Origin of the sequence: Streptomyces sp. 2323.1 (assembly GCF_900221035.1) — a bacterium.
GTDB lineage: Bacteria > Actinomycetota > Actinomycetes > Streptomycetales > Streptomycetaceae > Streptomyces > Streptomyces sioyaensis.
On the sequence record NZ_LT907981.1, the window covers coordinates 4,204,583 to 4,231,128 of the forward strand.

At 68.9% G+C, this 26,546-nt stretch carries 25 protein-coding genes, 1 tRNA gene and 3 pseudogenes; 15 read left to right on the plus strand and 14 right to left on the minus strand.

Annotation, left to right across the window (positions count from 1 at the left end):
* The first annotated feature begins 9 nt into the window (after positions 1 to 9).
* The 4 genes from CPH93_RS35450 to CPH93_RS17930 are packed head-to-tail and all read left to right on the plus strand — an operon-like array spanning position 10 to position 6,324.
* Entirely contained in the window at positions 10 to 1,197 is a 1,188-nt protein-coding gene (locus CPH93_RS35450; protein WP_159395024.1) for a cytochrome P450, read from the plus strand.
* Positions 1,185 to 3,791: a lantibiotic dehydratase gene (locus CPH93_RS17920; RefSeq protein WP_159395025.1), complete on the plus strand. Its 2,607-nt coding sequence runs from the start codon at positions 1,185 to 1,187 to the stop codon at positions 3,789 to 3,791. Before CPH93_RS35450 ends, CPH93_RS17920 begins: the two co-directional genes overlap by 13 nt.
* A gap of 11 nt (positions 3,792 to 3,802) precedes the next feature.
* On the plus strand, positions 3,803 to 5,560 hold the full coding sequence (gene tsrT / locus CPH93_RS17925) for a tryptophan 2-C-methyltransferase (RefSeq protein ID WP_096213450.1): 1,758 nt from the start codon (positions 3,803 to 3,805) through the stop codon (positions 5,558 to 5,560).
* Positions 5,557 to 6,324, plus strand: coding sequence for an SDR family NAD(P)-dependent oxidoreductase (locus tag CPH93_RS17930; RefSeq protein WP_159395026.1), 768 nt, complete (start codon positions 5,557 to 5,559; stop codon positions 6,322 to 6,324). Before tsrT ends, CPH93_RS17930 begins: the two co-directional genes overlap by 4 nt.
* Here the strand turns inward: CPH93_RS17930 and nshR are convergent.
* Together nshR and CPH93_RS17940 are read right to left on the minus strand one after the other, a co-directional pair.
* Complete coding sequence (nshR, locus tag CPH93_RS17935; RefSeq protein WP_096213452.1) at positions 6,314 to 7,123, minus strand: NshR/TsnR family 23S rRNA methyltransferase; 810 nt, start codon at positions 7,121 to 7,123, stop codon at positions 6,314 to 6,316. The two genes, CPH93_RS17930 and nshR, sit on opposite strands and share 11 nt — an antisense overlap.
* A gap of 64 nt (positions 7,124 to 7,187) precedes the next feature.
* Positions 7,188 to 7,910 carry a helix-turn-helix transcriptional regulator gene (locus tag CPH93_RS17940; protein ID WP_231976876.1) on the minus strand — a complete coding sequence of 241 codons (723 nt, stop codon included), beginning with the start codon at positions 7,908 to 7,910 and terminating at the stop codon, positions 7,188 to 7,190.
* A 132-nt stretch (positions 7,911 to 8,042) separates the two neighbouring features.
* Here CPH93_RS17940 and CPH93_RS17945 point away from each other — a divergent pair, with 132 nt between their 5' ends.
* The 7 genes from CPH93_RS17945 to CPH93_RS17975 all read left to right on the plus strand — a co-directional run bounded on the left by CPH93_RS17945 (position 8,043) and on the right by CPH93_RS17975 (position 13,261).
* Positions 8,043 to 8,585 carry a DUF2231 domain-containing protein gene (locus CPH93_RS17945; protein ID WP_096215489.1) on the plus strand — a complete coding sequence of 181 codons (543 nt, stop codon included), beginning with the start codon at positions 8,043 to 8,045 and terminating at the stop codon, positions 8,583 to 8,585.
* Positions 8,586 to 8,657: 72 nt separating this feature from the next.
* Positions 8,658 to 9,095, plus strand: coding sequence for a hypothetical protein (locus CPH93_RS17950; protein ID WP_096213454.1), 438 nt, complete (start codon positions 8,658 to 8,660; stop codon positions 9,093 to 9,095).
* A 1-nt stretch (position 9,096) separates the two neighbouring features.
* Positions 9,097 to 9,747, plus strand: a complete 651-nt coding sequence (gene folE, locus CPH93_RS17955; protein ID WP_096213455.1) for a GTP cyclohydrolase I FolE — start codon at positions 9,097 to 9,099, stop codon at positions 9,745 to 9,747.
* Positions 9,748 to 9,801: 54 nt separating this feature from the next.
* Entirely contained in the window at positions 9,802 to 10,164 is a 363-nt protein-coding gene (locus CPH93_RS17960) for an ArsC/Spx/MgsR family protein (protein ID WP_096213456.1), read from the plus strand.
* A 527-nt stretch (positions 10,165 to 10,691) separates the two neighbouring features.
* Positions 10,692 to 10,946 (plus strand): hypothetical protein, encoded by a 255-nt coding sequence (locus tag CPH93_RS37610; protein WP_096213457.1) that lies wholly within the window; start codon positions 10,692 to 10,694, stop codon positions 10,944 to 10,946.
* A 457-nt stretch (positions 10,947 to 11,403) separates the two neighbouring features.
* Positions 11,404 to 12,546 carry an LCP family protein gene (locus tag CPH93_RS17970; protein WP_231976877.1) on the plus strand — a complete coding sequence of 381 codons (1,143 nt, stop codon included), beginning with the start codon at positions 11,404 to 11,406 and terminating at the stop codon, positions 12,544 to 12,546.
* 379 nt (positions 12,547 to 12,925) lie between these two features.
* Complete coding sequence (locus tag CPH93_RS17975; RefSeq protein WP_096213458.1) at positions 12,926 to 13,261, plus strand: hypothetical protein; 336 nt, start codon at positions 12,926 to 12,928, stop codon at positions 13,259 to 13,261.
* Positions 13,262 to 13,465: 204 nt separating this feature from the next.
* Here CPH93_RS17975 and CPH93_RS17980 read toward each other — a convergent pair whose 3' ends face one another.
* The 5 genes and pseudogenes from CPH93_RS17980 to CPH93_RS35455 form a co-directional block, all read right to left on the minus strand.
* A complete protein-coding gene (locus tag CPH93_RS17980; RefSeq protein WP_096213459.1) occupies positions 13,466 to 14,152 on the minus strand; it encodes an LPXTG cell wall anchor domain-containing protein in 687 nt (228 codons plus the stop codon).
* A gap of 154 nt (positions 14,153 to 14,306) precedes the next feature.
* A complete protein-coding gene (locus CPH93_RS17985; protein WP_093483999.1) occupies positions 14,307 to 14,561 on the minus strand; it encodes a PLD nuclease N-terminal domain-containing protein in 255 nt (84 codons plus the stop codon).
* Positions 14,562 to 14,791: 230 nt separating this feature from the next.
* Positions 14,792 to 15,370 (minus strand): DUF1700 domain-containing protein, encoded by a 579-nt coding sequence (locus CPH93_RS17990; protein ID WP_093483998.1) that lies wholly within the window; start codon positions 15,368 to 15,370, stop codon positions 14,792 to 14,794.
* A gap of 12 nt (positions 15,371 to 15,382) precedes the next feature.
* On the minus strand, positions 15,383 to 15,736 hold the full coding sequence (locus CPH93_RS17995) for a PadR family transcriptional regulator (protein WP_096213460.1): 354 nt from the start codon (positions 15,734 to 15,736) through the stop codon (positions 15,383 to 15,385).
* 112 nt (positions 15,737 to 15,848) lie between these two features.
* A pseudogene (locus CPH93_RS35455) lies at positions 15,849 to 16,016 on the minus strand (urease accessory protein UreD); the annotation flags it as partial.
* 153 nt (positions 16,017 to 16,169) lie between these two features.
* On the opposite strand from CPH93_RS35455, the pseudogene CPH93_RS18000 reads away from it, so the two are divergent.
* A pseudogene (locus tag CPH93_RS18000) lies at positions 16,170 to 16,487 on the plus strand (hypothetical protein); the annotation flags it as partial.
* 90 nt (positions 16,488 to 16,577) lie between these two features.
* On the opposite strand, the gene CPH93_RS35825 reads toward CPH93_RS18000, so the two are convergent.
* Positions 16,578 to 17,447, minus strand: coding sequence for a hypothetical protein (locus tag CPH93_RS35825; RefSeq protein ID WP_159395027.1), 870 nt, complete (start codon positions 17,445 to 17,447; stop codon positions 16,578 to 16,580).
* Positions 17,448 to 17,585: 138 nt separating this feature from the next.
* On the opposite strand from CPH93_RS35825, the gene CPH93_RS18005 reads away from it, so the two are divergent.
* Positions 17,586 to 18,599: a hypothetical protein gene (locus CPH93_RS18005; RefSeq protein ID WP_159395028.1), complete on the plus strand. Its 1,014-nt coding sequence runs from the start codon at positions 17,586 to 17,588 to the stop codon at positions 18,597 to 18,599.
* 55 nt (positions 18,600 to 18,654) lie between these two features.
* On the opposite strand, the gene CPH93_RS18010 is transcribed toward CPH93_RS18005, so the two are convergent.
* The 5 genes from CPH93_RS18010 to CPH93_RS18035 form a co-directional block, all read right to left on the minus strand.
* Complete coding sequence (locus CPH93_RS18010) at positions 18,655 to 19,896, minus strand: PP2C family protein-serine/threonine phosphatase (RefSeq protein WP_093483994.1); 1,242 nt, start codon at positions 19,894 to 19,896, stop codon at positions 18,655 to 18,657.
* A gap of 576 nt (positions 19,897 to 20,472) precedes the next feature.
* Entirely contained in the window at positions 20,473 to 21,066 is a 594-nt protein-coding gene (locus tag CPH93_RS18020) for a DUF5994 family protein (protein WP_093483993.1), read from the minus strand.
* Between the two features lie 233 nt (positions 21,067 to 21,299).
* On the minus strand, positions 21,300 to 21,722 hold the full coding sequence (locus tag CPH93_RS18025; RefSeq protein WP_093483992.1) for a YjbQ family protein: 423 nt from the start codon (positions 21,720 to 21,722) through the stop codon (positions 21,300 to 21,302).
* A gap of 239 nt (positions 21,723 to 21,961) precedes the next feature.
* Positions 21,962 to 22,234 (minus strand): hypothetical protein, encoded by a 273-nt coding sequence (locus tag CPH93_RS18030; RefSeq protein WP_096213463.1) that lies wholly within the window; start codon positions 22,232 to 22,234, stop codon positions 21,962 to 21,964.
* 953 nt (positions 22,235 to 23,187) lie between these two features.
* The gene (locus tag CPH93_RS18035) at positions 23,188 to 24,405 is read right to left on the minus strand and encodes an ice-binding family protein (protein WP_093483980.1); all 1,218 of its coding nucleotides are present in this window, start codon (positions 24,403 to 24,405) and stop codon (positions 23,188 to 23,190) included.
* A 1,151-nt stretch (positions 24,406 to 25,556) separates the two neighbouring features.
* Here CPH93_RS18035 and CPH93_RS18040 point away from each other — a divergent pair.
* Positions 25,557 to 25,964, plus strand: a pseudogene (locus CPH93_RS18040) (tyrosine-type recombinase/integrase); the annotation flags it as partial.
* A 51-nt stretch (positions 25,965 to 26,015) separates the two neighbouring features.
* Here the strand turns inward: CPH93_RS18040 and CPH93_RS18045 are convergent.
* Positions 26,016 to 26,089: transfer RNA gene (locus tag CPH93_RS18045), tRNA-Gly, on the minus strand.
* 257 nt (positions 26,090 to 26,346) lie between these two features.
* On the opposite strand from CPH93_RS18045, the gene CPH93_RS36205 reads away from it, so the two are divergent.
* Entirely contained in the window at positions 26,347 to 26,505 is a 159-nt protein-coding gene (locus CPH93_RS36205) for a hypothetical protein (RefSeq protein WP_173909838.1), read from the plus strand.
* The last annotated feature ends 41 nt before the right edge of the window (positions 26,506 to 26,546 follow it).

Sequence of the window (26,546 nt, forward strand, 5' to 3'; positions counted from 1 at the left end):
CGTGATGGCATGACGACCGGACCCACTCGTGCGGCAGTCACCGAGGCATTGCTGAGGTGCCCGGCACCCCTCTACGAACGCATGCACCGCCAGGGCCCCTTGGTGTGGAGCCGACCCGACCGGACCTGGGTGGTGACCGGCTACGAACTCGCGCGTCTCGTGTTGCGCGATCCCCGCTTCCGCCTGCCCGGCCCGCCACCGGAGTCGGAGTGGTCGGAGAACGGCAGCCACGCGGGCTTCTTCCAGAGCATGCTGCTGGCCTCGGAGGGAGACCGCCACGCCCGCCTGCGCCGATTCCTCGGACGCCTCTTCACCCCTCGGGCGGTCCGCGCCCGGACCGTTCGGATCGAGGCCGCCATGGCAGCGCTCCTGGACGACGCCGAACGGTGTCCGACCATGGACGGCGTCGCCGAGATCAGCGCGCGCCTGCCGGTGAGCGTGATCGGCGACCTCGTCGGGATCCCCGAGGGCGACCGCGACGAGGTCAGTGAGCTCTGCCGAGTGATCAGCAGGGGCGGCGGCGTGGCGTCCGGGCAGCCCTCCGGGGACGAGGTCGGCCAGGCGCTGACGCGGGTGGACGAACTCGGCCACCTCGTCAAGCGGTGGATGGCCACCCCGGACCGCCTCATGCCCGACTCCGTACTGGCACTCGCCGTCGACGCGCGGGACACGTCGGAGGCGCTGTCCGACACCGAGGTCCTCGCCAACGTCTTCAGCCTCTACATCGCCGGCCACGACACCTCCCGCAACATGCTCAGCGGCCTGTTGCTGCGCCTGGCCACCCACCCCGGGCTGCTGGCGGGCCTGTCGGCCGGCGAGGTGGACACCTCGGCAGAGGTGGACCGGCTCCTGCTGGGCGAATCCCCCCTCACGTTCACCGTCCGGGTGGCACAGGAGGAATGCACCCTCGAAGGGGAGTGCATCCGCCCCGGCGACATGATCAGGGTGATGCTCGGCGCGGCCAATCACGAGCTGCTCACGAGCGACGCGAAGGCCGACCACGCGGGGGTCAGCTTCGGCGAGGGACGCCACGTGTGCCTCGGCGCGCACCTGGCGCGCACCGAGGGCCGGGTGTTGCTGGAAGCGGTCGGCCGGCGGTGGTCCGGGCTCCGGCTCGCGGCCGAGCCCGCATGGACGCCGCACTTCCTCCACCGGGGACTGGACAGCCTGCCGCTGGAGATCGCATGGCGGCAGTGAGCGGGTACGACGCACCACCGGCCACCGACCGCGTCACCCTGGGCCCGGTCGCGGTGCGCCGGCGGTGCCGGCTGCCGGGTTCCGTCGTGAGGGATCTGGGCAGCGACGGGGTGTGGCAGGCGGCCGGAGCCTGGGCCGCTGCCGAGGACGCCTCGCACAGCCGTGGCGCCGTGCTCGCCGACCACCTCGGCACGCTGGTGCCGACGGTGCGCGCGGAGCAGCGCCGGGACGTGCTGCGGGCGCGTCGCGCCGCGTTCAACGCCCGGCCGCTCCCGACGGGGCTGCCGGTGGACGCGGCCACCGCCGACCGGATCGCGGAGTACACGCGCACGCTGGCCTCCCGCGACACGTCCGAACGAGACCTCGGCCTGGCCCTGGAGACACTGGCCCGGACCGCCGGCGCGACCGTGGACGCGGTGCTGCGCGACCCGGACATCGCCTGGTCCGTCGAGCTGTCGGTGCCCGGCCTGCTGGCCGCCGGACCGGTCGGCGTGCTGGCGGCGACCGCGGGGAAGAAGACCCGGCGCAGAGCCCTCACGCTGCTTCGCCTGGTGCACCGCGCCGCGACCAAGCCCACGCCGTTCGCCGGATTCGCCACCACCGACATGCTCTTCCGGGGTGCGTCGACGACCCCGCCGCGCAGCCACGTGCGGGTGGATCGCGCCGTGGTCGAGTGGGTGCGGCAGTGGATCGCCACCGGCGGCTACCGGAGCCTGCGGCCGGAGCTTTTGTGGCTCACCGCCAACCCGAGCGCGGCGGTCCGCGAACACCCCGACGGCCTGCGCGTGACCTGGCTGGTGAACGGCGCGAACGGCACCGAGCGGGTGCTGTCCGCGCGGTGCGGAGCGGCGCTTGCCGGCACGCTGCACCAGTTACGGGACCCGGTCCGCCTGGACACCGTCGCGCCCGGTGGCGCGCTGCCCGACACTCTTGCCCGCCTCATCGAGCGCGGGCTGCTGGAGGCCGGACCACGCCTGCCGACCCACGGCCGCCGGACGCTGTGCGCGGTGGCCGGCGCCACGGCCCCGGCGCCGGGCTCCGAGGGGGAGGGGGCCCGGCGTGCCCAGGACGTGCACGACGCGCTCTGCGCGTTGCGCGACGCGGAGGACGCGTGCGCCACCGCCGGTGCGGCGCGCACCGCCGCACTGCGCAGCGCGAAGGAGGGTATCGCTGCCCTCTCCCACACCCTGGGGATCGGCGTCCGGACGGCCGACCGTGCGGCGGTCAGTGAGGACGTCGTGGGAGTCCGGGCCGACGACGGCATCCTGCGGACCTCCCCGGAGGTGCTCGCCGACCTGGGCCGGGTCCAGCGCATCGTGCCGTTGCTCAGCTTCGAGCTGCCCTTCCAACTGGCCACCGTGATCGCGTTCCGGCGTCGCTTCGGGTCGGATCCGGTGCCCGTGCCGACGGCGTACGAGTGGTTCCTCGACGCGGGCCGTAAGGAAGCCGATGCCCTGCTCGTCGACTGTGGAGCCGAGGAGCTGGCGGCGGTGCTCGCACTCCGTCAGCGGCTCTTCGACGGGCTTCGCGCGGCGGCGGGCCGGCCCGGCGCGGAGGTGAGATGCGATCCCGGCCTGCTGGACGCGGTGGCGGCGGGGCTGCCGGACGCCGTCATGGACCTCGCGTGCGCGGCGTGGCCGGTACAACTCGCCGGGGACCAGGTGGTGGTCAACGGAGTCGGCACCGGCTATGGACGTTTTGCCGCCCGGGTCGCCGCCGACCTCGACACGTCCCGGATCGCCGAGTTGCGCGCGTGGGCGGCGAGCGCGGAGACGCCACAGGAGGGCGGGGTCCCGGTCGACGTCTCCGCATTGCTCGGGGCCACGGTCAACGAGCATCCGCTGCTGCTGCCCGCCGCGCTGAGTTATCCGGGACGGGCGCTGGAGTGTGACCCCCAGGCCCGCATCGACCTGTCCGCCTGTGTCGCGCAGGCGGTGGGGGGCCGGATGCTGCTGTTCAGCGACCGCTTCCCGGGACGACCGCTGTTTCCGGTCCCGCACAACTCGACCCTGGCCACCGTGGCGCCCGGGCTGTACCGGTGGCTGAGCCGCTTCGGGCCGGCGTCCGGCGCGACGCTCGCGCTGTGGGATCACGTGGACGCCTTGGCGGAGCCGGAGTCCTCGGCCACCGTCCGCCACTACCCGCGGCTGACCCTGGGGCGCCTCGTCCTGAGCCGGCGCACCTGGAAAGTCCCTGGTGCTGCGCTCCCCAGCGGGACGCCGGCGGGGACCGCCCAGGGGGCACTGGCCTGGCATCGCTGGTGCGCGCGAACGGGCGTGCCCCGACGGTCGTTTCTGCGCACCACGACGCTCCCGGACCCCTGGGACGTGGTGCGTGGCCGGGCCGACAAACGCCCGGTGATGGCCGCCCGTTCCGCCTCCGGCGCGGGGATCCGTAAGCCCCTTTACGTCGACCTGTCCCAGCCCCTGTGCTGGCCGGCCGCGGCGGTTGCCCCAGGGGACACCCTGACCTTCACCGAACCGCTGCCCGACCCCATCGACGCCGACCCCGACGGTCACGTCACCGAGTACGTCCTGGAGACCTCCCAGCCCCCGCGCGTATCGACTGCGGGCGGCGCCGGCGCCCGGCCGTAAGAAGGAAGCCAATGGAACACAAAGGCATCATTACGCTGATCAACCCCAACCAAATTTATCCGCCTATCGCGCCCTATGCGCTGGACGTATTGACCACGGCGCTCGAGGCCGCGGGATTCGAAACGCACGTACTGGACCTGACGTTCCATGTGGCTGACTGGAAACAAACGCTCCGGGAGTACTTCCGAACCAGCCGCCCGTTGCTGGTCGGCGTCACCTGCCGCAACACCGACACCGTGTACGCCTTTGAGCAACGCCCGTTCATCGACGGGTACAAGGCGGTCATCGACGAGGTCCGCGGGCTGACCGCGGCTCCTGTCATCGCCGGTGGCGTGGGGTTCTCGACCATGCCGTTCGCCCTGGTCGACTACTTCCATGTCGATTTCGGTGTGAAGGGACCGGGCGAGAAGATCATCTGCGACCTGGCGCAGGCCCTCTTCGAGGGGCGCAGTGCCGACCACATCCCGGGACTGCTCATCAACCACGGCCCCGGGCAGGTCACCAGGGTGCCCCCGCCCGTGCTGAACTCACGCACGGCAGCCGCTCCCGTGCCGTTGGCGGCCCCCGCGCCCCTGTCGTACGGCGCCGTCGGCCATTACGAGAGCCGGGCGTGGCAGGCGGAGACCGAACGCTCCTACACCCGGCGGTCCGGCGAGCCGTACAAGATCGACAACCTGCGCTACTACCGGGAGGGGGGCCTGGGCAGCATCCTGACCAAGAACGGCTGCGTCTACAAATGCACGCAGTGCGTGGAGCCGGACGCCAAGGGCACGCAGTTCGCGCGCCGTGGCGTGGCCGCGGTGGTGGACGAGATGGAGTCCTTGACCGCCCAGGGCATCTACGACCTGCACACCACGGACAGCGAATTCAACCTCTCGATCTCCCACAGCAAGAGCCTGCTGCGGGAGATCATCAGGCGCCGGGAGGGTGACATGGCCAGTCCGCTGCGCGACCTCCGGCTCTGGGTCTACTGCCAGCCCGCGCCCTTCGACGAGGAATACGCGGAGCTGCTGGCGGCCGCCGGCTGTGCGGGGGTGAACGTCGGCGCGGACCATGTGCGCCCCGAGATGCTCGACGGCTGGAAGGTGACCGGGAAGGGCACGCGCTACTACGACTTCAGCGACACGGTACGGCTGGTGGAGCTCAGCCACCGCTACGGGATGCTGACGATGGTCGAGGCGCTGTTCGGCATGCCGGGAGAAAACCTTGAGACCATGCGCGAGTGCGTCGACCGGATGATGGCGCTGGACGCGACGGTCACCGGCTTCAGCCTCGGGCTTCGGCTGTTTCCCTATATGGATCTGGCGATCTCTTTGGCCGAGCAGTGTGACGGGGTCCGTACGGTCCCCGGACTGCAGTCCAACAACGCGACCCGGCCGATCGTCCTGAAGCCGCTGAGGAAATGCAGCAGCCCCATCGAGTACGAACGGCAGTTCATGTTCGACGAATCCGGGGAATTCCGGCTGGTCTGCTACTTCTCTCCGGACCTCCCGGAAGCTCCGGGAACGGTGGGCAGCCCCAATGGAATCTGGCGGGCCTCGGTTGACTTCCTCTGGGACCACATTCCGAAATCCGAATACTATCGAGTGATGCTGCCGACGATCTCCGGCAGCAGTGAGAACGACAACAATTACGCCGACAACCCGTTCCTCACCAGCCTGAACAGGCAGGGGTACACCGGCGCGTTCTGGGCGCACTGGCGAGATCGCGAGGCCATCATGAGCGGTGCCGGCGCCCTCGGGGAGCTCGCTGTGGAGGCGGCCCGGTGAGCGCTGGATCCCCCTCCCTGCGCGGGCAGGTAGCGCTGATCACCGGCGCGGGGCGCGGCCTCGGCCGCATCCTCGCCGTCGGACTCGCCGAAGCGGGCATGGCGGTCGGGCTGATCGGGCGGAACCGGCGGCGGCTGGACGACACCGCACGCGCCTGCGCACGGCACGGGGCCGCCACCACCGTCTGCGTGGCGGATGTCCGTTCCCCACGAGAGATCCAGGAAGCCGCCCGGGCGGTGCATGCCACGCTGGGGCCCGTCGACCTGCTGGTGAACAACGCCGGGCTCGTGGACCAGGGCGAGACTCCCTTCTGGGAAGCCGATCCCGAGCACTGGTGGGAGGTCTTCGAAACGAACGTCCGCGGCACCGTCAACGCGTGCCAGGCGGTGGGCCAGGAGATGATCCGGCGCCAGTCGGGCCGGATCGTCAACGTCAGCTCCATCTTCGCGGTGAAGGGGGACGTCCGTTACTCCGCCTACAGCGGTTCCAAGGCCTCCCTGCTGGCCCTGGCCGCGGTCGTGGCCGACCCGCTCAGGCAACACGGGGTCCACCTCTTCGACATCAGTCCTGGCATGGTGCGCACCGATATGACGCTCTCCATGGCCGTCTGTGCGGGCCGCGAGGACTGGACGGACCCCGCCCGTTTCGTGGCGGCGGTGCTCCGCGTGGCGCGTGGCGAGCTGGATCCGCTCGCCGGACGCTTTCTGCACGCGGGTACCGACGACCTCGATGAGCTGCTCGGGCAGCAGCGACTCACCGGCTGACGGCGAAATTCCGCTGCGCCCTCTCGTGCAGCGCGATGCCGACCGACACGGAGACGTTGAGCGACTCGGTGGAGCTGGCCATGGGAATGGAGACCGAGGCTGCGGACGCCTGCTTGAACAGGTCCGACGGGCCGCCCTTTTCGCTGCCGAAGGTCAAGGCCAGCCGCTCGCGGTCGTCGCCGAGGTCCTTCACCTCGAGGTCGCCGTCGGCCTCGAACACCATCAAGCGCATGCCGCTGTCCTGGACGAAGGAGACGGCCTCCTCGCGGCTGGCGAGCACGATGGGGAGCGAGAAGACATAACCCCGGCTGGCCCTGAGCAGACGTCGGTCGGCGATGCTCGTGAGATCGCTGTCGACGAGCACGATTCCCGAAGCCCCGAGGGCGAGCGAGGTCCGCACGATCGCCCCGATATTCCCGACGATCTTCGCGCCGTCGAGAATGACGACGTCCCCGTCCCGCTTCGCGATATCGCTGAATTTGGCCGGGCGGGGAACGCGGGCGATGGCGAATGTCTTGGCCTTCCGCTCCCCCTTGAACAACTGATTGACAATCGAGGAGTCGACGAGCCGGACGGGCACCTCGTGCTGCCTGCACAGATCGAGCAACTCGGGGGAGAACGGAGTGTTGTCGCTCCCGTAGACCTCGATGAATTGGACCCCCGCCCGGAGGCATTCCATGAGCGGTTCGGTGTCCTCGATCAACGTCGTCCTGATGTTGGACCGTGAATGCTTGGTGACGTCGATGATGCGCTGCACCGCAGGATCGGAATTACTGGTGATCGTGTCCAACTCAGTCATGGGCCGAGTCTAGCCGCGAACTTTCGGCCGACGCCGTCCGTGGATACGGGGCGAGGGCTGGCCCTCACCCCTTGGTGGGGCCCAGCTGTACGCAGCACTCCCCGGGGCGCGGGGCGAGGATCGCCTGCACGCCGCTGACCTTCAGGCCCTCCAGGTAGCCGGCGATGAAGGCATGGTTCATGCCGCACACCAGCTCGGGCGCCTTGGCTGCCAGGGGGTGGAACGGGCAGTTGTGCAGCCGGAGTTGGGTGGGGGTCTCGCGGACCGGCTCGAAGCCGTGCTGGTCGAGCATCCGCTCGCAGACGCTCAGGCCACGTTCCGCGCCGAGCCGGCCGGGGCGGGTCTGCTCCCGCTCGCTCTCGCCCAGCTCCCGGCCGCGCCGGCCGGCTGTGCGCACCGCGGCGTCGGTCGCGGATTCGCCGTCGTCCTCGGTCAGGACGGCCTCCAGCAGGAGATCGGCCAGCAGTTCGTGACGGCGGTCGGGGATGCTGACGTGGATATGGCTGTCGGTGGGTTCGTAGACCTTGGGCTGGCGGCCGACCTTCCGGATCCCGCCGGGTGATTCGTACCGGGCGCGCAGCAGGCCGGCGTCCACGAGCTTGTCGAGGTGGAAGGCGGCGAGCTTGCGCGAGATGCCCACGCTGGCGGCGGCCTCGTCCCGGGTCACGGGGCGGCGCTGACGCCGGATGAACGCGAACATCTGCCGCCGGGAGTCCTCGCCGAGGACGCTGACGGACTCGATCGCCGCGTCACCTGCGGGGGTCTGCGGCATTTCGTCAGAGGTCACGTCCTCACGGTAACGCGTACACCGATAGGTGCAACCGACGAATCCCCGTTCGGCACGGTGCCGAAGCTGGGCACCTTGACGCCTCCGACGAATAAGACCAAGATTTGTTGGTGAAACTTGGAGGTGGTCAGCATGGTGGATGTGTCGCATGAACGCGCCAAGCGACCGGTGAGCCCTGCGCTGGCCGGACCGTACGGGCACCCGTTCCATCCGATCCTGGTCACCGTCCCGATCGGGGCATGGGTGGGCAGCCTGGTCTTCGACATCGCCTCGCACCTCGTCCGGGACCCGGACTTCCTGGTCCGCGGGGCGATGTGGCTGATCGCGCTCGGGGTGATCGGCGCGCTGGCCGCGGCCCTGGTCGGTTTCCTGGACCTGTTCGCCATCCCGCCGGGAACCCGGGCGTTCCGCGTCGGCCTCGTCCACATGACGCTGAACCTGCTGGTGACCGCCGCCTACGCCGCCAATTTCCTGTGGCGGCACGCCGGTCACAGCTCCGACGCCGGCGTGGGAGGCGGGATGCTCGCGCTGAACGCCGTGAGCCTCGTGGCCCTGGGATTCTCGGGCCATCTCGGCGGAAAGCTTGCCTACCGCTACGGCGTGCGGGTCGCCGCTGAGACCACCCAGGCCGAGGGCTTCGTCCCCACCCACGCCCCGCCAGGCCCTACCGACTGATCACCTCCACCAGCGTGGCCACGTAAACAGCTGTGACCACAGCGGGTATCCACTGCACTACGAGGAGTCCTCATGGACATCGCCGCACTCATCACCTGGGTGATCACCGCTCTCGGCGGCTTCTACATGCTCGGCACCTGGCTCTCCCGCGGAGGTGCCAAGGCCGGCAACAGCCGCCTGCCGGTCCCTGTACTCTTCGGGCACTTCGCGCTCGCCGCGGTCGGCCTGGTCGTCTGGATCAGCTACGTGATCACGGACAAGGACGTCCTTGCCTGGACCGCCTTCGGCCTGCTGGTGCCCGTCGCCCTGCTCGGCTTCACGATGCTGGCGCGTTGGATCCCGGTCTACCGGGCACGTTCCGCAGCAGCCGCCGCCGCGGCCGCCGCGGGGCAGCAGTCCGAGCCCGCCGAAGGGTACTTCCCCGTACCGGTGGTCGTAGGACACGGCCTCTTCGCCGTCGTCACCGTGGTCCTGGTCCTGCTCACCGCGCTCGGGATCGGCGGCAGCTGACATGACCCAGCAGCCCCAGACCGCCCTGCATTTGGCATCCGGCGATCCTGAGATACCGGTACCCGCGCAGCCCGCGCTGCGCGTCGCCCAGGAAACCGACGGGATCGACCTGGCCGCCGCGGAGCGCGCCGCCGGACAGTTCCTGCAGGCCCTCGGCATCAGCACCGAAACCGAGAGCCTGCACGGAACGCCGGGGCGCATGGCCCGCGCCTACGCCGAGCTGTTCAGCCCCCGCCCGTTCGACCTGACGACCTTCCCCAACGACGAGGGCTATGACGAGCTCGTCCTGGCCCGCAGCATCCCCGTGCGCTCGGTGTGCGAACACCATCTGCTGCCGTTCGTCGGCACCGCCCACGTCGGCTACCTGCCCGGCCGCCGCATCCTCGGCCTGTCGAAACTCGCCCGTGTCGTCGAGCACTTCGCCTGCCGTCCGCAGGTCCAGGAGCGCCTCACCAAGCAGGTCGCCGACTGGCTGCAGACCCAACTGGAGCCCAAGGGCGTGGGCGTCGTCATCGAAGCCGAACACACCTGCATGACCCTGCGCGGCGTACAGGCCACCGGCTCCAGCACCCTCACCTCCACCCTCCTGGGCACCCTGCGCAGCGACGCGCGCTCACGCAGCGAATTCCTGGCCCTGGCCGGCCTCACCTGACCCCACCGGGCGGGGCGCCGCTTCGCCCGGACGAAACCGAAAGACACCGACCCCATGGAAATCTGGATCAACCCCGCCTGCTCCAAGTGCCGGTCCGCGCTGTCGCTGCTCGATGCGGAAGACGCGCAGTACACGGTGCGGCACTACTTGGAGGAGCCGCCGACCGTGGACGAGCTCGAAGCGGTCCTGCGGCGCCTGGCCCTGGAGCCGTGGGACATCACGCGCCTCGGCGAACCCGTCGCCGCCGAACTGGGCCTGGCGGCGTGGCCGCGCGAAGCGGCGGACCGCACCCGGTGGATCGAGACGCTGGCCGCCCACCCCGCGTTGATCCAGCGGCCGATCATCACCGCCGACGACGGCACGGCAGTGCTGGGCCGCTCACCGGAGTCGGTGCGGTCCGTTCTGCCCCGCGCCTGAGCTCCTGCTTGCGAGGCACCCGCAGCCGGGTGTGACACTTTCGCCCGGCGCGCCGCAGGGGGTGGTGCCGATCGTTTTCGGCCGCGCGGTGCCTTGATGTTTGCGGTCCCCCCGCTTCAAGTGGCCGCGCGTGGCGCGGGCGGTCCCCCCGGCCGCCCGCGCCATCGGTCCGTCGACTGCGCAGTGGCGGTCCGAGGAGTTCGATGTGAAATAGCGGTGAAGGGAGTTTTGGAATCGTTCAACGGGCAATGCGCGGCACCGTGACTTACCCCAATGACGGCATATCGCAAAATCGCCCATACGGCTCCAGTTCACACTCTCCCCACTACGGCGGATCACACTCGCCGGCTGGCGGTGATACGGCTCCGCTGCCGAATGCCGGGGCGCACGCTCCGTATCCTGGCAATTCACCCGCGTCGCACCATCCCGCCCCGGCCGACCCGTACCACTCCGCTTCGCACACCACCTCCCGCACCAGGGAGAGTTGGCGAGGAAACCAGCAAGGCGTCGGAGCGAACCGACTCGCCTTGATCATTCACAGCCTCGCGGATGTCGCCGCGGTATTTCTCGGGTTGTGGATCTTGCTGTATCTGCTCGAAGCGAATCAGGCGAATGTCTTCGTCGGCTTCGTGCACGGTGTGGCCGACTGGCTCGCCGGCTGGTCGCAGGACATCTTCATCATGGAGACGGAAGGGCTGCGGGTGCTCTTCAACTACGCCCTTCCCGCCCTGGTTTACCTCGCGGTCGGGCATGGCGCAGCCGCCTGGCTGCGCCGCCTCTGACGGTGCTTCCGCCGAGCTCAGGGGGCTCGCGGGGCGCAGACGGCCCGTGTCCCCTGAGCGCCGAGGCGACTGCCCCGCTGCCCCGCCCCGCCCCAAGTTCCCCTCTCCCTGCGCGGCGAATTTCCCGGAAATCGCGATACGCGCTCCGGCCGCCGATCGGCGCCGCATACTCGTTCTGTACTCGTTCTGCACTCGTTCTACACTTCTACAGTCGTGCAGTGAGGGTGCCGAGCCGGACAGTGATGCGCTGAGCCGGGGAGCGAAGGGGGCGCCGGTTTCCGCCGCTTGCCCGAATTCTCGTAATCGGCCGTGGCTGCCCGTTCAGTCGCCCCCTTGCGTATTTGGCAGGACATTGCAGCCGGTTCCCTCGGGCGCTGTGCATCAGGTCGGAAACAGTCTTCCCTGAGTCGTTCCCTGGGTTGCGTACGGGACAACCGGAGAATGCACACTGCCGGGCATGAATCCAAGGCACCACGGCAGGTACGCCGACTTCCAGGATCCGTATGAGCCCGCACATGCCGCACGCCCGCCGAATTCCGCCCCTGGCATTCCCACCCAGCGCTCCGCGGCGCCGCCCCACTCCGGAGACGGCGGGCCATATGAGTACGGGCCGGCCCCACGCCGGGGCGGCAAGCTCAAGCGGATTCTGATATCGGTCCTCGTCATCCTGCTCGTGGTGGCGGCCGGCACGTATTTCTGGGCGGACTCCAAGCTGCGCAAGGAGGTCGACCTCAGCAAGGTCATCGACCGCCCGGCCGCGGGCGAGGGCACCAACTACCTGATCGTCGGCTCGGACAGCCGCAAGGGCATGTCGGCGGCCCAGCGCAAGAGCCTGCACACCGGCGGCAGCGCGGAGGCGGGCCAGCGGACCGACTCGATGATGATCCTGCACGTCGGCGCAGCCGGCCCGACGCTGATCTCCCTGCCGCGCGACTCGAACGTGACCATCCCGCAGTTCCGCGGTTCCGAGTCCGGGAAGATCAAGCCCGCGATGGGCGCGAACAAGCTCAACGCCTCCTACGCCTTCGACGGTCCGCAACTGCTGGTCCGCACGGTCGAGTACAACACCGGGCTGCACATCGACCACTACGCCGAGATCGGCTTCACCGGCTTCGCGAACATGGTGGACGCGATGGGCGGCGTCGAGATGAATCTCGACAAGGGCTTCCAGGACAAGTGGTCGGGCGCCGACTTCAAGGCCGGCAAGCAGACCCTCGACGGAGCCCAGGCGCTCGCCTTCGTCCGTACCCGGCACGCCTTCGCCACCAGCGACCTGGAGCGCACGAAGAACCAGCAGAAGTTCCTCTCGACGCTCGCGAACCAGGCGGCCTCGCCCGCCACGGTCCTGAACCCCTTCGAGCTCTACCCGGTCATGGGCGCGGGCCTGGACACCCTCGTCGTCGACAAGGACATGAACCCCTACCTGCTCGGCAAGATGTTCTTCGCCATGAAGGACGTCAACAGCGGCGAGGGCAAGTCGATGAACATGCCGGTCTCCGGCAGCGTCGGCGGCAACCTCCAGTGGGACCGGCCGAAGGTCAAGCAGCTCGTGGACCAGCTGAAGAACGACGACCCGGTCACCGTCACCGGCGAGCACTGACCGGCGAGCGCTGACCGGCGCGGGCGGGGCCGAGGGGGGAGGTGGCACCGCCCGCGCCGTGTGGCGGATCCGCCGGCACGGGGGGAACGTCGGATCCGCGTCCGCCGATGACCAGTCGGCTACTCCTCCTGCGTCACCGGTTGATCGGTTGTCACACCCGCACGACCAGGCGTCTGAAAGAGCACATATGTCCGCGCGTATCGGACGTATCGCTTGGCCGGGTAACGCGGCAGCATCCTGCGGCGCAGAACTGCATACGGGCGCGCGAGCGCCCCCGTGTGTGATCACGGCCAGGGTGACTCCTGTGGGGGGTGGCCGCCCTGGCCGCGATCGCTCTCCGTCCCCGTCGATGCGCTGCGTACGTCAGATTGCGACTCCCATGAGCCACAGCCCCGAATCCCTGCCCGTAAATGATCGGTACCGCGGCGGCCGTGGCGGCACCGCCGCACAGCGGGCGGCCCTGATCATCCATACGATTGCCGACATGGCCGCCGCGTTCCTGGGGCTCTGGATCGTGCTCTACCTGCTCGATGCGAACCAGGGCAACGTCTTCGTCCAGTTCGTGAAGGGTATGGCGGACTCGCTCGCCTGGTGGGCGCGGGACATCTTCACCATGGACACCGAAGGGCTGCGCGTCGCCCTCAATTACGGTCTGCCTGCCGCGATCTATCTGCTCGCCGGACACCTGATCGCCGGGCGGGTACGCAGCCTCTGATCACCTCCGGGCACCGGACTGGGGCGCTGCGGCGCTCCGTCCCCCCTGGCCCTGCTGCGGAAGCGGGAATCGCCCCGCTGCTGGGTAGTACGGGTCTCAGGGTCGGGTCCCGCCGGACAAGAACAAGGCCCAGGTCGCTGACCTGGGCCTCAACTATGGAGCGGGTGAGCCCCGTGCTCGGTACGAGCACGGGGCACCGGTGTGTCAGTGCTGCTGTGCTTTGCGGCGGCGGATCACGAGGTAGCCGCCGGCCACGACGAGCGCGGCGGCCATCGTGGACAGGAGGCCGACGGGCGCGTCGTTGCCGGTCTCTGCGAGGTCGCCGCCGGACGGCGCGGACGGTGCCGACGAGGGGGAGTCAGTCGAAGCCGGGGACGTCGGGGTGGTGCCCGCGGGGGCCGACGAGGTGGGCGCCGCGGTCGGCTGCGCCGTGCCGGAGGGACTGGTGGATGCCGAGGGCTTGCCGCCGCCCGGCTGGGAGTTGTCCTTGCAGTCGGTCCAGAAGACCTTGTGCTTGGCGCGGCCGTGCTCGCCGTCGAAGTTCCAGAAAAGTTTGTAGTGGCCGTCGGGCAGGGACTGGTCCTGCGTACGGCCGTGTCCCTCGCCGTCGAGCGTCAGGGAACCGGACTTCACGGTCGCGCCCTTGACGTCGGCGGTCGGGGCCCAGGCTTCGATGTGCCAGTCGACCTGCTGGGCGCCGTCGAAGCCGAAGGCGTCGAGATAGAAGGTGCACACGTGGGGCTCGTTCTTACGGAGCTCCTCACCGGTCTTGGCGTCGTGGATCTTCACGGTGCCGTTGTCGCCGGGGGCGGTGGCGTAAGCGGAAGGGGAGAGCAGCAGGGCCGCGGCCACGGCGGCCGTGAGTGTGCCTGCGGAAACAAGCGATCGCATGGGCAGTCCAACGGTGAAGGGGAGGGGTTGCCGTGGGGGGCGGCTCAGCTTCCTGTGACCTCGGGAGTCCGTCAAGACATCCCAAAACCCTTATGTCGTGGAGTACATCGCTCATCCCATTAGTCCCGCATAACGATTGGGGACAGGCGCGCCCTCAGACGATGCCTGCGCGGCGCTGGGCATCGGGGCGGCCGATGAAGAACCAGAGCACGCTCCCGAGGAAGGGAGCCGCCAAGGCGAAAACGACCCAGACCAGCTTCATCCCGCCGGTGAGGTCGGACCTGACGATGCTGAGCAGGCCGCTGAAGTACACCGCGAGAACGCCGAGGGCCGCGGCAGCTGCTGCGCAGCCGAACACGATGTCGCCCGTAGGGGCAAGGGCCATCTGGTGTGCGAGATGCGTGTGCATTGTTCTCTCCTCTTGCTGGGGTGGGGATTTCTCAGAGTTCGTCGGTCGGGCCGACGTGTGGTGACTGGTGGTTGGGGCGAGTGGCGCACCAGGTGTGTGGGGGGAGGCGAGAGGCGGTTACCCACCTGTGCGGGAGCCATCGGCCGCAGCCACCGTCGCCGGCGTCTGTGGGTCGGCCGGTGCGAGGAAGCGCAGCACGGCCGTACCGATCGGCAGCAGGTCGATCTCCGTCACGCCCGACGCCACCCCGCCCAGATCAGATAGACGCAGGCGGCGGTCGGGAGGGCCAGGGCCGCCAGGCCGACCGGGATGAACAACGCTCCGAGGCCGAGGTGCAGCCCGCTTGCGGCGACCACGAACTGCACCACCCAGAACAGCAGCGGCGCGAGGGCGAGCGCCGTTCCGATCACCTTGTCCCGGTTGCGCCACTGCGGCGCGGTCCACAGCCACCAGAGCGTGCCGATCAGGGCGACCGCAAGCACCAGAACGACGATCGGCGGGGCGAAGACCGTCTGGGGAGCGATGATCCACAGCAGTATCGGGATGACGACGATGGGTACCCGGCTCACTCGCGGAGCGGGGGGCGCCTCGCCGAGCGCGGTCGCCGCGATCGTGCGCGGGTCGCCGAGGCGTGCGAGCACGGTGCGGACCTCGTCGTCGCCGGAGGCGGACTCCTCCGCGAGGGCCACGGCGATGTGCTCCTCCAGGTCGGCCAGCAGCTCGTTGCGGCGTTCCGGGCTGAGTGCGGCCGCTTCACGCGCCACGGTGGCCAGGTAGTTCTTCACCAGTGGGTGCTCGGTGATCGTCATGGTGGTCTCCTGTCAGACGGTGATGAAGTGGTCGACCGCGTCACGGAAGTGCGGCCAGATGGCGGTGAACTCCTTCAGCGCCGCATGCCCCGGCGGTGTCAGCTCGTAGTAGCGCCGCGGGGGCCCGCTGGGGGACTCCTGCCAGCGGGTCTCCACCAGTCCGTCACGGCGCAGCCGCGACAGCAAGGGGTAGATCGTCCCCTGGCTCGTGACCATGCCGTTCACCGCGCCGAGGGTTTCGAGCAGCTCCACGCCGTAGCGCGGGCCCTCCCGCAAGATCGCAAGCACGCAGTACTCCAGCACCCCCTTGCGGAGCTGGCTCTCCGCCTTGCCTGCGGCGGGCTTACCTGCGATGTCAGGTTCCATGCATTGCACAGTACCTGGTTATCTCCAGAGGTCAAAAGGCGATAAAGGCAAGGTCCTGTATGTCACGCTTTGCCCGCATTCACGCCCTGTATTCACGGCGCCCGCCGCGTCGGATCCGCAGCCGGTCGCCGCCGAGCGGGGCGCTCATGGCGCCGACGACGCATACGCGGGCCTAGGTTCCGCGCGGGCGCAGGCGTCGTGGTTCGAAGGGGTCGTCGCCGTCGAGGACGGGCAGTGTCATGTGCTCCTTGTGGACGCCGCGCGTGCTTTTGATGGCCATGAACTGCTTGCCTGGGGCGTGGCCGCCGCCCGCACCCTCGACGTGGAAGACGTGGATGGTCGCCAAGGTGCGCTACGACCGGCTCCACGCCGTCACCCGTCCCCAAGCTCTCGACTCCGGTCGAGCAGGGGAGTCCCCAATCCGCCGCCTGCTGCTGCCCTCGCTGCTGCTGAACTGGGCTCGGTGTTCCAGGTGATCGCGTTCTCGGCGCTCGGCTGGTTCTATCTGTCCGTGCTGCCCGGGTGGCTCGGCCTTGAGCAGGCCGGCGAGACGGGGTCTTCCCTGCTCGAGCAGAGCCGAGAGCCTGGGGGCGTGTCCGTGTGGGAGATCGCCCGCAGCGTGCTGATCTTCTTGGGAATCCCGCTGGCCGCCGGGTACCTCACGCGCCGGATCGGCGAGAAGGCCAAGGGCCGTGCCTGGTACGAGGCGAAGCTGATCCCGCGCATCGGGCCGTTCGCCCTGTACGGGCTGGAGGGTCAGGCCACTGCACTTCAGGCCCGTGGCGAGCGCGCGATGCCCGTGCTGTGGGGGACCCCGCGGTGTGTGAGGGACGGGCTGCGCTCATCGCGTGGAAGGGGCGCGTGTCAGCTCCAGCTGGGCTGGAGAGCCGCTCCTGTTGAAGTGTCCTTCAATCAGCAGGTGGTCATCGCCTCTGAACTTATATGTGCCTGCAAATATTGGATCGCTCTTGTGGAGCCAATGCTCCCAAATTTTCAGTGTCTTGGTTGAGGGGTCGACCTCGAAGTGATGTTGTGCCGATTGGTCGCCAAATCGGAAGACCGCCATGTAGGCGCGATTGCGCTCGAAGTACACCTTGTCGAGCGGCTGATCCGTTCCCGGGGATTGGTACCGGCCCCCTGTGACACTCCAAGCCCCGTCGAGCGGAGTCGGTAGGCGGTTGTTCTCGTTGGCGATCCAGTAGCTTCCGGCTCCTGCTGTAGCGAGGAGCGCCGTCAGGGCAGCAGCTTTGGCTACTCGGCGGCTGCGCGGTGTGGGTGGCTGCTCCGCCATCCGCTCCGTCCAGAACAGCCGAAGGAGCTCCCCGCGATGCTGAGCAACGATGAAGCCGAGGGACGCGGCCGTGAGCGATGCCATGGCCGTCCCCTGGAAGTCCACTCCGTAGGTGACGTCGATCAGCAGGATGACGGTCATCATGCCAAGGCCAATACAGGAGGCCAGCAGGGTTGTACGCCGCCAGCAGAGCAGCAGTGCGAGCACAATCTGGCCGAGGGCGATGACCGCTCCGAAAACGGGTGAGAAGCCGAAATAGTGCCACGTCAGCCAGAAGCCGGACACCTTCCCCATCGGCTTGTCCAGCTCCGAGTCGAGCACGGTGAACTGGGCGCCGTTGATCTTGGCAAACCCGTAGAACAGGAGCACCGCTGCGGAGAAGTAGCGGCACAGTCGATACACGGCAAGCCCCCCGGTCATGTCTGCAGCCAGCCTGTCCCGCAGAGGGCGGGTGACGATCAGGCAGTGGTGCTGGCGATCAACCTTCCCAGACGATCCTTACTCCCTTACAGATGGCGGGACTTATCCGGGTGTTGAGAGCAAAGGACAGGTGAAACGGTGGTCCTTACCACTGCCGTGAAGCGGGCCGTGCGCAGGCTGCGGAACCGGCGTTTCCTCGCGTTCGCCGCACTACTCGTCCTCGGCGTGGCGGCGACGCTCATCACCCTCGCGGTCCGAGCCACGCACCGGCCCCCGGCCGCCGCGGCGACGGTCGACCTGGAGGAGCACATCCGTGGCTACATCCGGCACTTCCCCTCTGATCACGAGTACCGGATCCCCGACGCCGCCGAACGCGCGCTGGTGAGCGAGGGGATCACGGACATCGTCGACGGCAGACTCGACGCGGCGCGCGAACCACTGTCCGAGGCCGGCTACACGGTCCGCACCGTGCGTCTGGCGGGCTCGCACCGGATGGTCGCCCAGGTCGCCGAGGCCACCGGGCAGCGAGTGCAACCGCGAGGCTGGGGCGAGGTGTTCGTCGATCTGAGCCGGCGCGTGCAATGGAGCGCACAGGTGCCGCACCCGGTTTCGGACCAGCACACCGAACTGCTCGGCGCGGAGCTGTTCTCCCGGTCCCCCGGCGGGGTCCTGGTGCTGGCGGGCACCACCCGCGATTCGGGCCGCGGCAACTCGGCAGATGTGGCGCACCGCCAGGACTCAGTCTTCAACGCCGTGTGCGCCGCGCTGGCTGCCCGTCGGATCCCCGGTATTCAGGTGCACGGCTTCGCCGACGACAGTTTGCCGGGCAGCGACGTGGTGGTGTCAGCGGGGCCGGCCGAGGCAGGCCCCAGGGTGCGCGAGGCGGCGCGCCCGCTGTCCTCCGCCGGGTTCAGGGTGTGCCGGGCGTGGGACCAGGACTGCGGTCGGCTGGAAGGCACCACCAACGTGCAGGCCGGCACGGCGGCGGAGAGTGGCGTCCCCTTCTTGCACATCGAGAACAGCCGCAGTGTCCGCGACTCCCGGACCGTGCGCGCTCGGCTGGCCGCCGCGCTGGCCGAAGTGACGGGGCGGCTGGCCAAGGGCGGGGGGCCACTGCAGCCTGAGAACATGGAGCGGCCGGAGCCCGGGTGAAAGACTTGCTTCTGGGGGCGCCGGCGCCACGGCGCCGTCAGCAGTGGCTGTCGGCTCACTCCAGGACGGCGAGGTGGTCGGCGGCGCCCCCGCGCCACTCGATCAGGAAGAGGGTCGCATCGTCGCTGGTGCTCCCGCCCCGCTCCTGTTTCAGGGTGTGGGAGAGCGAGCGCACCACCGCCCGCACTCCCTTCTCCGTGTGCTCGATGCGGTCGACCCAGTGGATGAGTTGTTCCTCGCCGAACTGCTCCTCGCCGGCTTCGTGCTCCTCGATCAGGCCGTCGGTGAAGCACAGCACCCGGTCGCCGCGTTGCAGCAACTGCTCGCTGATCTGGGGCTCTTCACCACCGAAGCCGACCGGCAAGGTGGTCGGGCTCTCCAGCTGCCGGACAACCTTGCCGTTGCGGATCAGCAGCGGTGCGGGGTGGCCCGCGTTGACCCACTGCAGGTGGCCCGTTGTGATGTTGAGACGCATCATCTGCGCGGTGACGAAGTGGTCGGGCCCGAATTGCTCGGCGATGGCCCGGTCCATGAACGCGTAGATCTCGGACAGGCCGACTTCGGCGCGTCTGGCGTGCCGGTAGGCGCCGATGGCGACGGTCGCCATGGTGGCGGCATCCAGGCCGTGGCCCATCGCATCGACCATGGCCACGTGCAGGATGTCCTCGTTGAGGGCGTAGTCGAAGCTGTCGCCGGCGACGTCGTAGGCGGGCTCCAGGATTCCCGCCACCGCGACCTGCGGGACGGACATCGCCAGCGGCGGTAGCAGGGACCACTGGATCTCCGCGGCCAAGCTCATCGGTTCGCGGCGCCGGGCCAGGAAGAACTGGTCGGTGTAGCTGTGCTTGGTGACCAGCATGTCGGCGACGAGGCCGGCGAGTCTGCGCAACAAGCGCCGGTCATCGTCATCGACGGTGTCCAGGGTGAGGGCCAGCACGCCCACCTGGTCGCTGCCGTCCAGCAACGGCAGATACATCCGAACGCCGTCGTCCTGCGGTACCTCGACAGGGGCCCCGTACAGGAAGGCTGTGCCCGCGTGCGACTCACCGATCAGCTCGGACCGGCCGACGGTCAGCCGCCTGCCTGGCAGGGGCACCAGCAGCAGCTGCGCATAGTCCTGGAGGAGGATCGAGACGTTACGGCCGCCGACCCTCGCCACCACTTCCGCGATCAGCGGGGCGATCAACTGCGGCGGCATCTCGTGCGCCCGATCCAGCAGCACTCCCAGCAGTCGCTCGCCGAACCCTTCCGAGCGGTCCACTGCGCCCTTGCCCGCCTGCTGCTCACCTGCCGCCATACCCATGCCCTTTCACCAGCAGCCTCATTGCGACTTCACCCGCCGGGCCGGCCGTCTCCAATGGGTCAGTCACCGGGAGGCCTGGCGTTCGACTTCGGTGGCTTGGCTCCGGTAGCACTGTGTGCGGGTCTCGATGAGGGTGAGGGGAAGGTGAGCCGGTCCGCGCATGACTGAGCGCAGACGGGAGGCAACGAGGCCCTGCCGCACTCGACGGTCGGAGTGTTCGAGTCCGCTGCGGCCCTTCGGCTCCTCCCGCTCGGCGAGGATCTGGAGCACAGGTTCACGCCCTGCTCGGCGGCCGCCGGCCGCGCAAGGACCCAGCGGCAGGCCCCCTCATGCGACTGTGCACACGGGCTCCGGAAACCACCGTGATCGACTCGCACAGCGTGACCCAGCCAACCGGGCCAAAGGGCTCATTGAGCCAGTGGCGGCGTGTCAGACTCCTTCAGGGCACCTGGCTGAACGGCATGCGGTGGAAAGATCCGGAGAAGAGAAAGCCCCAGGTTGTTGGTCCGGGGCTTTCCTCCGGAGCGGGCTGCGGGATCGACGCCACACTCGCGATGACTGACACGGCACTCAGATACCTTTCGTCGCCTCTGGTACCTGAGCAACGAGTGCTTGGGCGGGGGAACGTGAGGTCGGCAGCCTTGCGCCATGGCCGCCTTCGGAGTCCCAGACCGAAACCAGGGACAGCTCCATCTCCTCCGCGAGCCGGCGTTGCTCCGCTTCGTCCATCAGGGCGCTCGCGGTGAGGGTGCCCAGCGGATCGGCGGCCTCGGCCATGAGCCGGGCGGCCGTGGCGGGGCTGGTCTCCGGCGGGATCACCAGGAGGTCCCAGCGGCCGACGGTGTAGGAGAGCAGCAGCAGCTTGTGGGGATCTTGCTCGGCCTTGAACCAGCCGACACCCACCACATGCCCGTCGACGGGCACCTTCCGTGGGATGACCGGCCAGAACGTGGGGTTCACCGTGACGTGGGTGATCCGCCCCCACAGCGGGTCGAGGACGGCCGTCAGTGCGGGCAGTTCCGTCGTGAGGTCACGGGAGCGGGGCCACCACGCACCGTCGAGCAGAGCCGGAGCTGTACCGGCCGGCGCCAGCATGAGTCGGAGGGGCGGCGAAGCGGCGGTCCGGTCTTCGACCGCAGGCGGATACCGAATGGTCGTGGTCATGACGCGGACCCTGCCCCGGGCCGACCGCAACCGGCCCGGTGTCGTGAATCGCCGAAAACGACACGAGCATGGAAGCTGGTGTACGGAGTGCCCTCGGTAGCTTCAGCTTACTCCCGTTAGGGCCCGCCGGACCGATCCGGAGCGACGGAGTGAACGGCACAGGAGATCTTGGGGTGGACGGCCGGAGAATCGCCTCGTCGAAGGGGACGAAGACCAGGTGCAGGGGCGCGTGGTCAGCTGAGGAATGACAGCCGGACTTGGCGTTCCGGGCTGACCCGGTCGGTGCTCACCAGCACGACGGACTGCGAGGCCCCCAGTTCAAGCTCACCGTCGACCACGGGCAACGTGGCGTGTGGTGGGACCAGAGCCGGGAGCATGGGGGCGCTGCTGAGGCCAGGACTGCCGGGGCGGTCTTGCGAGCGGTCGTCCGCGGGAAAAATGTCGCGGAGGGCCGCCAGCAGGTCATCGTCGCTGCCCGCGCCGGTCTCGATGATGGCCAGTCCGGACGTCGCGTGGCGGGTGAAGATGTTCAGCAGTCCGTTTCGCCCGTGAGCGGCCTCCCGGAGGAACGCGGAGCATGCGTTCGTCAGGTCGTGCAGGGTCTCGGTGGAGCCTGTTGTGATGTTGATCGTGCGGGTGGTGAAGGTGCCGGCCATGGTTCACCAGTACCCCTCGCACAGCCCGAGCACTGACGGCCGGATGGGTTGATCCTCCGAAACTCCGCCGGTAAGGGCACGCGCTGCCGTCCACTGGACAGATTCCTCGTGCCGTCTCATCCGGGGCCCGCACATGAGACCGGGACCGTGACTTCCTCGTCCGCCCGGCCCCACCCGCATCGCTCGGCTTTACGGACGATGCGGCAGTCGAACGGTCCGGACGCCGCCTGAGCATTGCGTCACCCGTGCGCTTCTTCCTCAGCCTCCATGCGTCGAATGCCTTGGTGCGTCAGCGTGACCATGTCCGGCGTATTGCCCGAGGCCCAGTCGACCGTGATCAGGTCCTCGCCCATCAGATAGGCGCAGGCGGCCGCCAGATCCTCTTCGGAGATCGCGAGTTCCTGGAGCAGTTTCGCTCCGGTGACGCCCAGAAGGCGGTTGCCTTCGGTGGCCTCGTACAGCGCCTGCATGATCTTTTCGCGGTACGCCTTCCGGTCGGCTAGTGATGCCATGACTGCCACCTTTGGGGAAATTGCGCCGTGCTGATCGTGGCCGAGGGGGCCGGGACGCCTGGTCGAGGAGCCGACTCGGTCGCAGCCGCGTATCTGAGGCCCGGCTTCCTCAGACCTCGTCCATCGGTCTCATGCCGGCCTCTCTGCCAGGCGAGGTGCCCAGGGGGCGAGGCGAAAGCTCACACCTACCGCCGCCGGTCATGGAACGGATTGGCGTCCTCATCGCCCTTGTCGTGCTGTCCGCGGCGAGCTACCGACGGGCGAGAGACGACCTGGCCGGGCCGCCGGCCTTCCGACTCCGGCAAGGATGGGAGCGCTCGAATATCCCGATGTGTTCACCGTACTCCGGCCGACGGCCACCGACCCCGCGAGACCAGGCGTTCGTGGAGGCGGGCCGTGCGCCGCTTGGGCACCACCCCCTGCCGATGCTGACCAAGACCGCCGCGTTGGACCGCGCGCCGATGGCACGGACGACCGTGCCGCGGGCCGTGAGCGCGCCCCTGGGCTCGGCGATGATCAGGTGGCTCGACCCTGATCCACCGGACAGGCCCTAGGTGTATTGACCTGGAGCGTTGTTCACGCGGGTGATGGGTGGCCGGCCGTTGAGTGCGGTGTGGCTTCGGCCGCTCGGCTGTCCCGGGGCCGATGCCGGAGCAAACACCGGCCCCGGTCCTCACCTGTGAGCCGTCCACGCACCACCGGCACTTGGGGCTGTCCGTCCCTGTCTCCGTCCTGCCGACGGGCGTGGTACCGAATGGCTCACCGGTAAGTTTGAGTCGGGCTGTCCCCCGTCCTTCCACGACGGGGGACAGCCCTTGAGGGAGACCCCCTTGAGGGGCCGGCCGCTTACCGGAAGGCCGTCAGGTCAGGGGCTGCACTGCGTGACCAGACCTGTGCGCGAGTACCGGCAGCAGGGCCCGTCATGCGGCCCCGGCCGATCGGGCGCCGGCCGGTCACACCGGCGGGAAGCAGGGCCTCAGGGTGTTGGTCGCCTGGACCGTGACGCCGCCGACGGTGGCGACCGCCGTGTAGGAGCTGGCGCTGATCTGCAGGATGGACAGGCCGGCGTTGAGGGTGGCGACACCGGCGGCGTTGGTCACCGCGGTGCCCACCGGCAGGCCGGAGACGTAGAAGGTGACCGTGACTCCCGCTTGCGCCGGCGTGAGGGTGGCCGTCAACGTTGCCACGAACAGGCTCGGAATCGGGAAGGGCAGGTTGACCCGCCAGCAGGCGGGCGACACGCTCAGCGGGCCCGTCTGCGGAGTGACGGTGATGGGGAGGGGCGCGGAGACGACGCCGGTGCACGCGCAGCCGGTGCCTGCCGCGGTGACGGTGGCGGTGACCGTGGCGGGCCCGGCGGTGTTGAAGGTCAGCGATCCGGTGGCGATACCGGCCGCGTTGGTGGTGGCGGTCACCGGGACCGCACCCCCGTTGAAGGTGACCGAGGCACCCGAGACCGGCAGACCGTTGCAGGTCACCACAGCGGATACGGGGGTCGGCTGCCCGACGACCACCGGCCCGGCCACCGGCTGGACCACCACCGAGCAAGTGGACAGGGGCGGCACGGTGACCGCGTTCGAGTCCAGCGTGACGGCGGCGCCGAGGGCCAGCAGCCGGCCGTCCACGATGGCACCGGTCGTGGCGGTGATCGAGGTGAAGGCGAGGATGCTGCCCCTCAGGGTGGAGCCGGCGCCGAGTGTCGCGGAGCTGCCTACCTGCCAGAAGACGTTGGCGGACTTTGCCTGGTTGATGAGGCTGACGTTGCCGGCGGCTCCCGTGATGAGCGTGGTGGCCGTCTTGAAGATGAAGACGGCGTTGGGGTTGCCCTGAGCGTCCAGGATCAGTGTCCCGTTGAGGCCGAACGTGCCGGAGGCGGAGTTGTACACGCCGGGGGTCAGGGTGGTCCCGCCGAGTTCCGTCGGGACAGTGGCCGTGACCGGCTGTACCAGCGCGTTGGCGTACCCGGTCAACAGGTCGGCCTGGGCCTGCGCCGCGGCAGCGTCGTTCAGATGGATGGTTCCGGTGACCGTTCCGGGAGGAAAGCCGGTCACCGCACCGGCGGGGCTCACTCCGAGGTCGCCGGCGACCACGGTGGGGCCGGTGTTGGTGATCGCCGTGTTGGCGAGCACCCCGAAGGTGGCAGCGGTACCCAGAGGTACAAGTGTTGCCATCGTGGGTTTCCTTTCCTAAGGCTTCCGGGGCAGCCCTGATGCCGCCCTGGAACTGTGGGAGAGCGGCGCGCTTGCACCGCTGCGACCGGCGCCTTGGGCACGGGTGAGCTGTGCCATGTGCTGCGCGCCGGGATGAACATGAAGGCTTCGACCGAGCGTGGTGAGCGCACTCGCCACAGCTGCCTGAGCGCACTCAGGCGTCGGCGCCCGTACCGCCTGCTCCTGGCGACGCCGTACCGGAGGTCGACTGATGCCGGATCGTCGCCTGTACTGGACGCCGAGGTGTCCGGCAGCCAGGTCTGATGGAGAACAGGGGGAGCCTGGAAACCGGCGGAGTTGTCGCCCGAGTCGGTGACTTGGGCGTGCTAGCGGTCGGTGGAGCCCAGCTTTGGATGGGATCCGCCAATACGGGTACTGTCGGATTCAGCGGAGCGGCAGCGTGAGTTGATTTCCACTCACCACGACTCAAAGCAGTTGATGTCTTTTCGGCTGAAAACCCTTGCCCATGTTGAGCCCTCGCGATCTAGGTCTGCGTGGATCCAGGCAGGTGCTCCCAAAGGCTGACCGGTAGTCAGCCAACAGCTGGGAGGGGCAACTGGCCAGCCGTCCAAGGAGCGCCCATCAGGCAATGCCGCTGACCGCTATCGGCCAACCGGCAAAAACATGAGTCCCCGAGAGGGATGGGCGACCTCCGGACTCACTATTGCTATTCAAGGCGTCACCGGCGGGCCCCGGATAGAGGGAGGACCCAGATGTCGCCCGAATGGCGCAGCGCTTCTCCTTGCAACCTGATCACTGTCCGACCGCGAGTGCGTTTCGTGCGCCCGAGCGACAGCAGAGCTCCACGATGTTGATCAACTGCCCGGCACCCCATAACCTCTTGGGAACACTGGTAAATGCCCCCCGAAGTAGTCGACACAGCCAAGACGTGCGTCGGTTTCCGGCTCCGGCGTGACGGGGCACGCGTCGCTACCGGTCCGGGCACGGGCGCATGGTCACTGTGCGGCGTGGACCAACTGGCCACGAGGAGGGTGTGGGTGGGATTGAGGTCGCGTAGCTGGTAGGTGTCGCAGGCCTCAGAATCCGTCCTCGACTTCGGCGGCTCGTGCATCTGCACAGTCACCGGGATGCCCAGAGCGACGGCGCGGGCGGCCTTTCCGCGGACCGACCTTCGGCGGTATCTCGACTGGTATGCGGCGAAGGGGCCGGACGGACTGCTGTTCGTGGGGGAGAAGCGCAAGCCGTTCCGCCGGTCCACCTTCGGGCGGAAATGGCGCAAGGCATGCGCGCTCGTCGGCATGCCGGAGGGCTTCCGCTTCTACGACCTTCGTCACACCGGCAACACCCTGGCGACCCGATCCGGCGCCACCCTCAAGGACACGATGGTCCGTGCCGGCCAGTCGTCGGAGAAGGCCGCACTGATCTACCAGCACTCGGACCTTGAGCGGCAACAGGAAGTCGCGAGCGGCCTGGACGACCTTGTGCGGGCCGCCCGCAGCAAGGCCCGCCAAAAGCCTTCCGGTGAGCCTTCTGGTGCGGATCTGGTGCGCGACGCTTAGCGCGGTCTAGACAACAAACAAGGCCCAGGTCGCTGACCTGGGCCTCAACTATGGAGCGGGTGACGGGAATCGAACCCGCGCTCTGAGCTTGGGAAGCTCATGTTCTACCATTAAACTACACCCGCGTGATTCCGGCTCTGATCGAGAGCGGAACATCGTCGCACACTCTACCCCATCGCCACCTCGTGGTGCATTTGGCATGCCCGCGAGGCTGTGTGGCGGCGTGTGGGGGCGTGGGTCGGGGGTGGCTCGGCGCCTGGGATGTGGGTGCGGGGTGCGGGAGTTGAGGCGTACGGTTGGGCATCGGAGTGCCGCCTGTGAGGGCGCCCGGTTCATCCCCTAATGTGGCTTTTGTTGTCCACGCAGTTGGGAGAGGGACTTGATGGAGCGCACCGTCGTACGTTGTGCCGAGGGCCACGTGTTCAGCACCGCTTCGTTCCCGATGCAGACCACCGACCGGCTCGGCCCCGGACGGCTGTTGCGCTGCCCGCGCTGTGCTCGGCTGCGGCACTCGGTGCCCGTCGGGTACGCCAAGCGGTAGCGACCGGTAGAGCGGCGGCACGCAGGACGAGCGGCAGCGGC

What these genes read in the sequence shown, in the direction of transcription:
- CPH93_RS35450 (WP_159395024.1), top strand. Translation starts at nt 10, where the DNA reads ATGACGACCGGACCCACTCGTGCGGCAGTCACCGAGGCATTGCTGAGG.
- CPH93_RS17920 (WP_159395025.1), top strand. Translation starts at nt 1,185, where the DNA reads ATGGCGGCAGTGAGCGGGTACGACGCACCACCGGCCACCGACCGCGTC.
- tsrT (WP_096213450.1), top strand. Translation starts at nt 3,803, where the DNA reads ATGGAACACAAAGGCATCATTACGCTGATCAACCCCAACCAAATTTAT.
- nshR (WP_096213452.1), bottom strand. Translation starts at nt 7,123, where the DNA reads ATGACTGAGTTGGACACGATCACCAGTAATTCCGATCCTGCGGTGCAG.
- CPH93_RS17945 (WP_096215489.1), top strand. Translation starts at nt 8,043, where the DNA reads ATGGTGGATGTGTCGCATGAACGCGCCAAGCGACCGGTGAGCCCTGCG.
- CPH93_RS17950 (WP_096213454.1), top strand. Translation starts at nt 8,658, where the DNA reads ATGGACATCGCCGCACTCATCACCTGGGTGATCACCGCTCTCGGCGGC.
- folE (WP_096213455.1), top strand. Translation starts at nt 9,097, where the DNA reads ATGACCCAGCAGCCCCAGACCGCCCTGCATTTGGCATCCGGCGATCCT.
- CPH93_RS17960 (WP_096213456.1), top strand. Translation starts at nt 9,802, where the DNA reads ATGGAAATCTGGATCAACCCCGCCTGCTCCAAGTGCCGGTCCGCGCTG.
- CPH93_RS17970 (WP_231976877.1), top strand. Translation starts at nt 11,404, where the DNA reads ATGAATCCAAGGCACCACGGCAGGTACGCCGACTTCCAGGATCCGTAT.
- CPH93_RS17975 (WP_096213458.1), top strand. Translation starts at nt 12,926, where the DNA reads ATGAGCCACAGCCCCGAATCCCTGCCCGTAAATGATCGGTACCGCGGC.
- CPH93_RS17980 (WP_096213459.1), bottom strand. Translation starts at nt 14,152, where the DNA reads ATGCGATCGCTTGTTTCCGCAGGCACACTCACGGCCGCCGTGGCCGCG.
- CPH93_RS17985 (WP_093483999.1), bottom strand. Translation starts at nt 14,561, where the DNA reads ATGCACACGCATCTCGCACACCAGATGGCCCTTGCCCCTACGGGCGAC.
- CPH93_RS17990 (WP_093483998.1), bottom strand. Translation starts at nt 15,370, where the DNA reads ATGACGATCACCGAGCACCCACTGGTGAAGAACTACCTGGCCACCGTG.
- CPH93_RS17995 (WP_096213460.1), bottom strand. Translation starts at nt 15,736, where the DNA reads ATGGAACCTGACATCGCAGGTAAGCCCGCCGCAGGCAAGGCGGAGAGC.
- CPH93_RS35825 (WP_159395027.1), bottom strand. Translation starts at nt 17,447, where the DNA reads ATGACCGGGGGGCTTGCCGTGTATCGACTGTGCCGCTACTTCTCCGCA.
- CPH93_RS18010 (WP_093483994.1), bottom strand. Translation starts at nt 19,896, where the DNA reads ATGGCGGCAGGTGAGCAGCAGGCGGGCAAGGGCGCAGTGGACCGCTCG.
- CPH93_RS18020 (WP_093483993.1), bottom strand. Translation starts at nt 21,066, where the DNA reads ATGACCACGACCATTCGGTATCCGCCTGCGGTCGAAGACCGGACCGCC.
- CPH93_RS18025 (WP_093483992.1), bottom strand. Translation starts at nt 21,722, where the DNA reads ATGGCCGGCACCTTCACCACCCGCACGATCAACATCACAACAGGCTCC.
- CPH93_RS18030 (WP_096213463.1), bottom strand. Translation starts at nt 22,234, where the DNA reads ATGGCATCACTAGCCGACCGGAAGGCGTACCGCGAAAAGATCATGCAG.
- CPH93_RS18035 (WP_093483980.1), bottom strand. Translation starts at nt 24,405, where the DNA reads ATGGCAACACTTGTACCTCTGGGTACCGCTGCCACCTTCGGGGTGCTC.
- CPH93_RS36205 (WP_173909838.1), top strand. Translation starts at nt 26,347, where the DNA reads ATGGAGCGCACCGTCGTACGTTGTGCCGAGGGCCACGTGTTCAGCACC.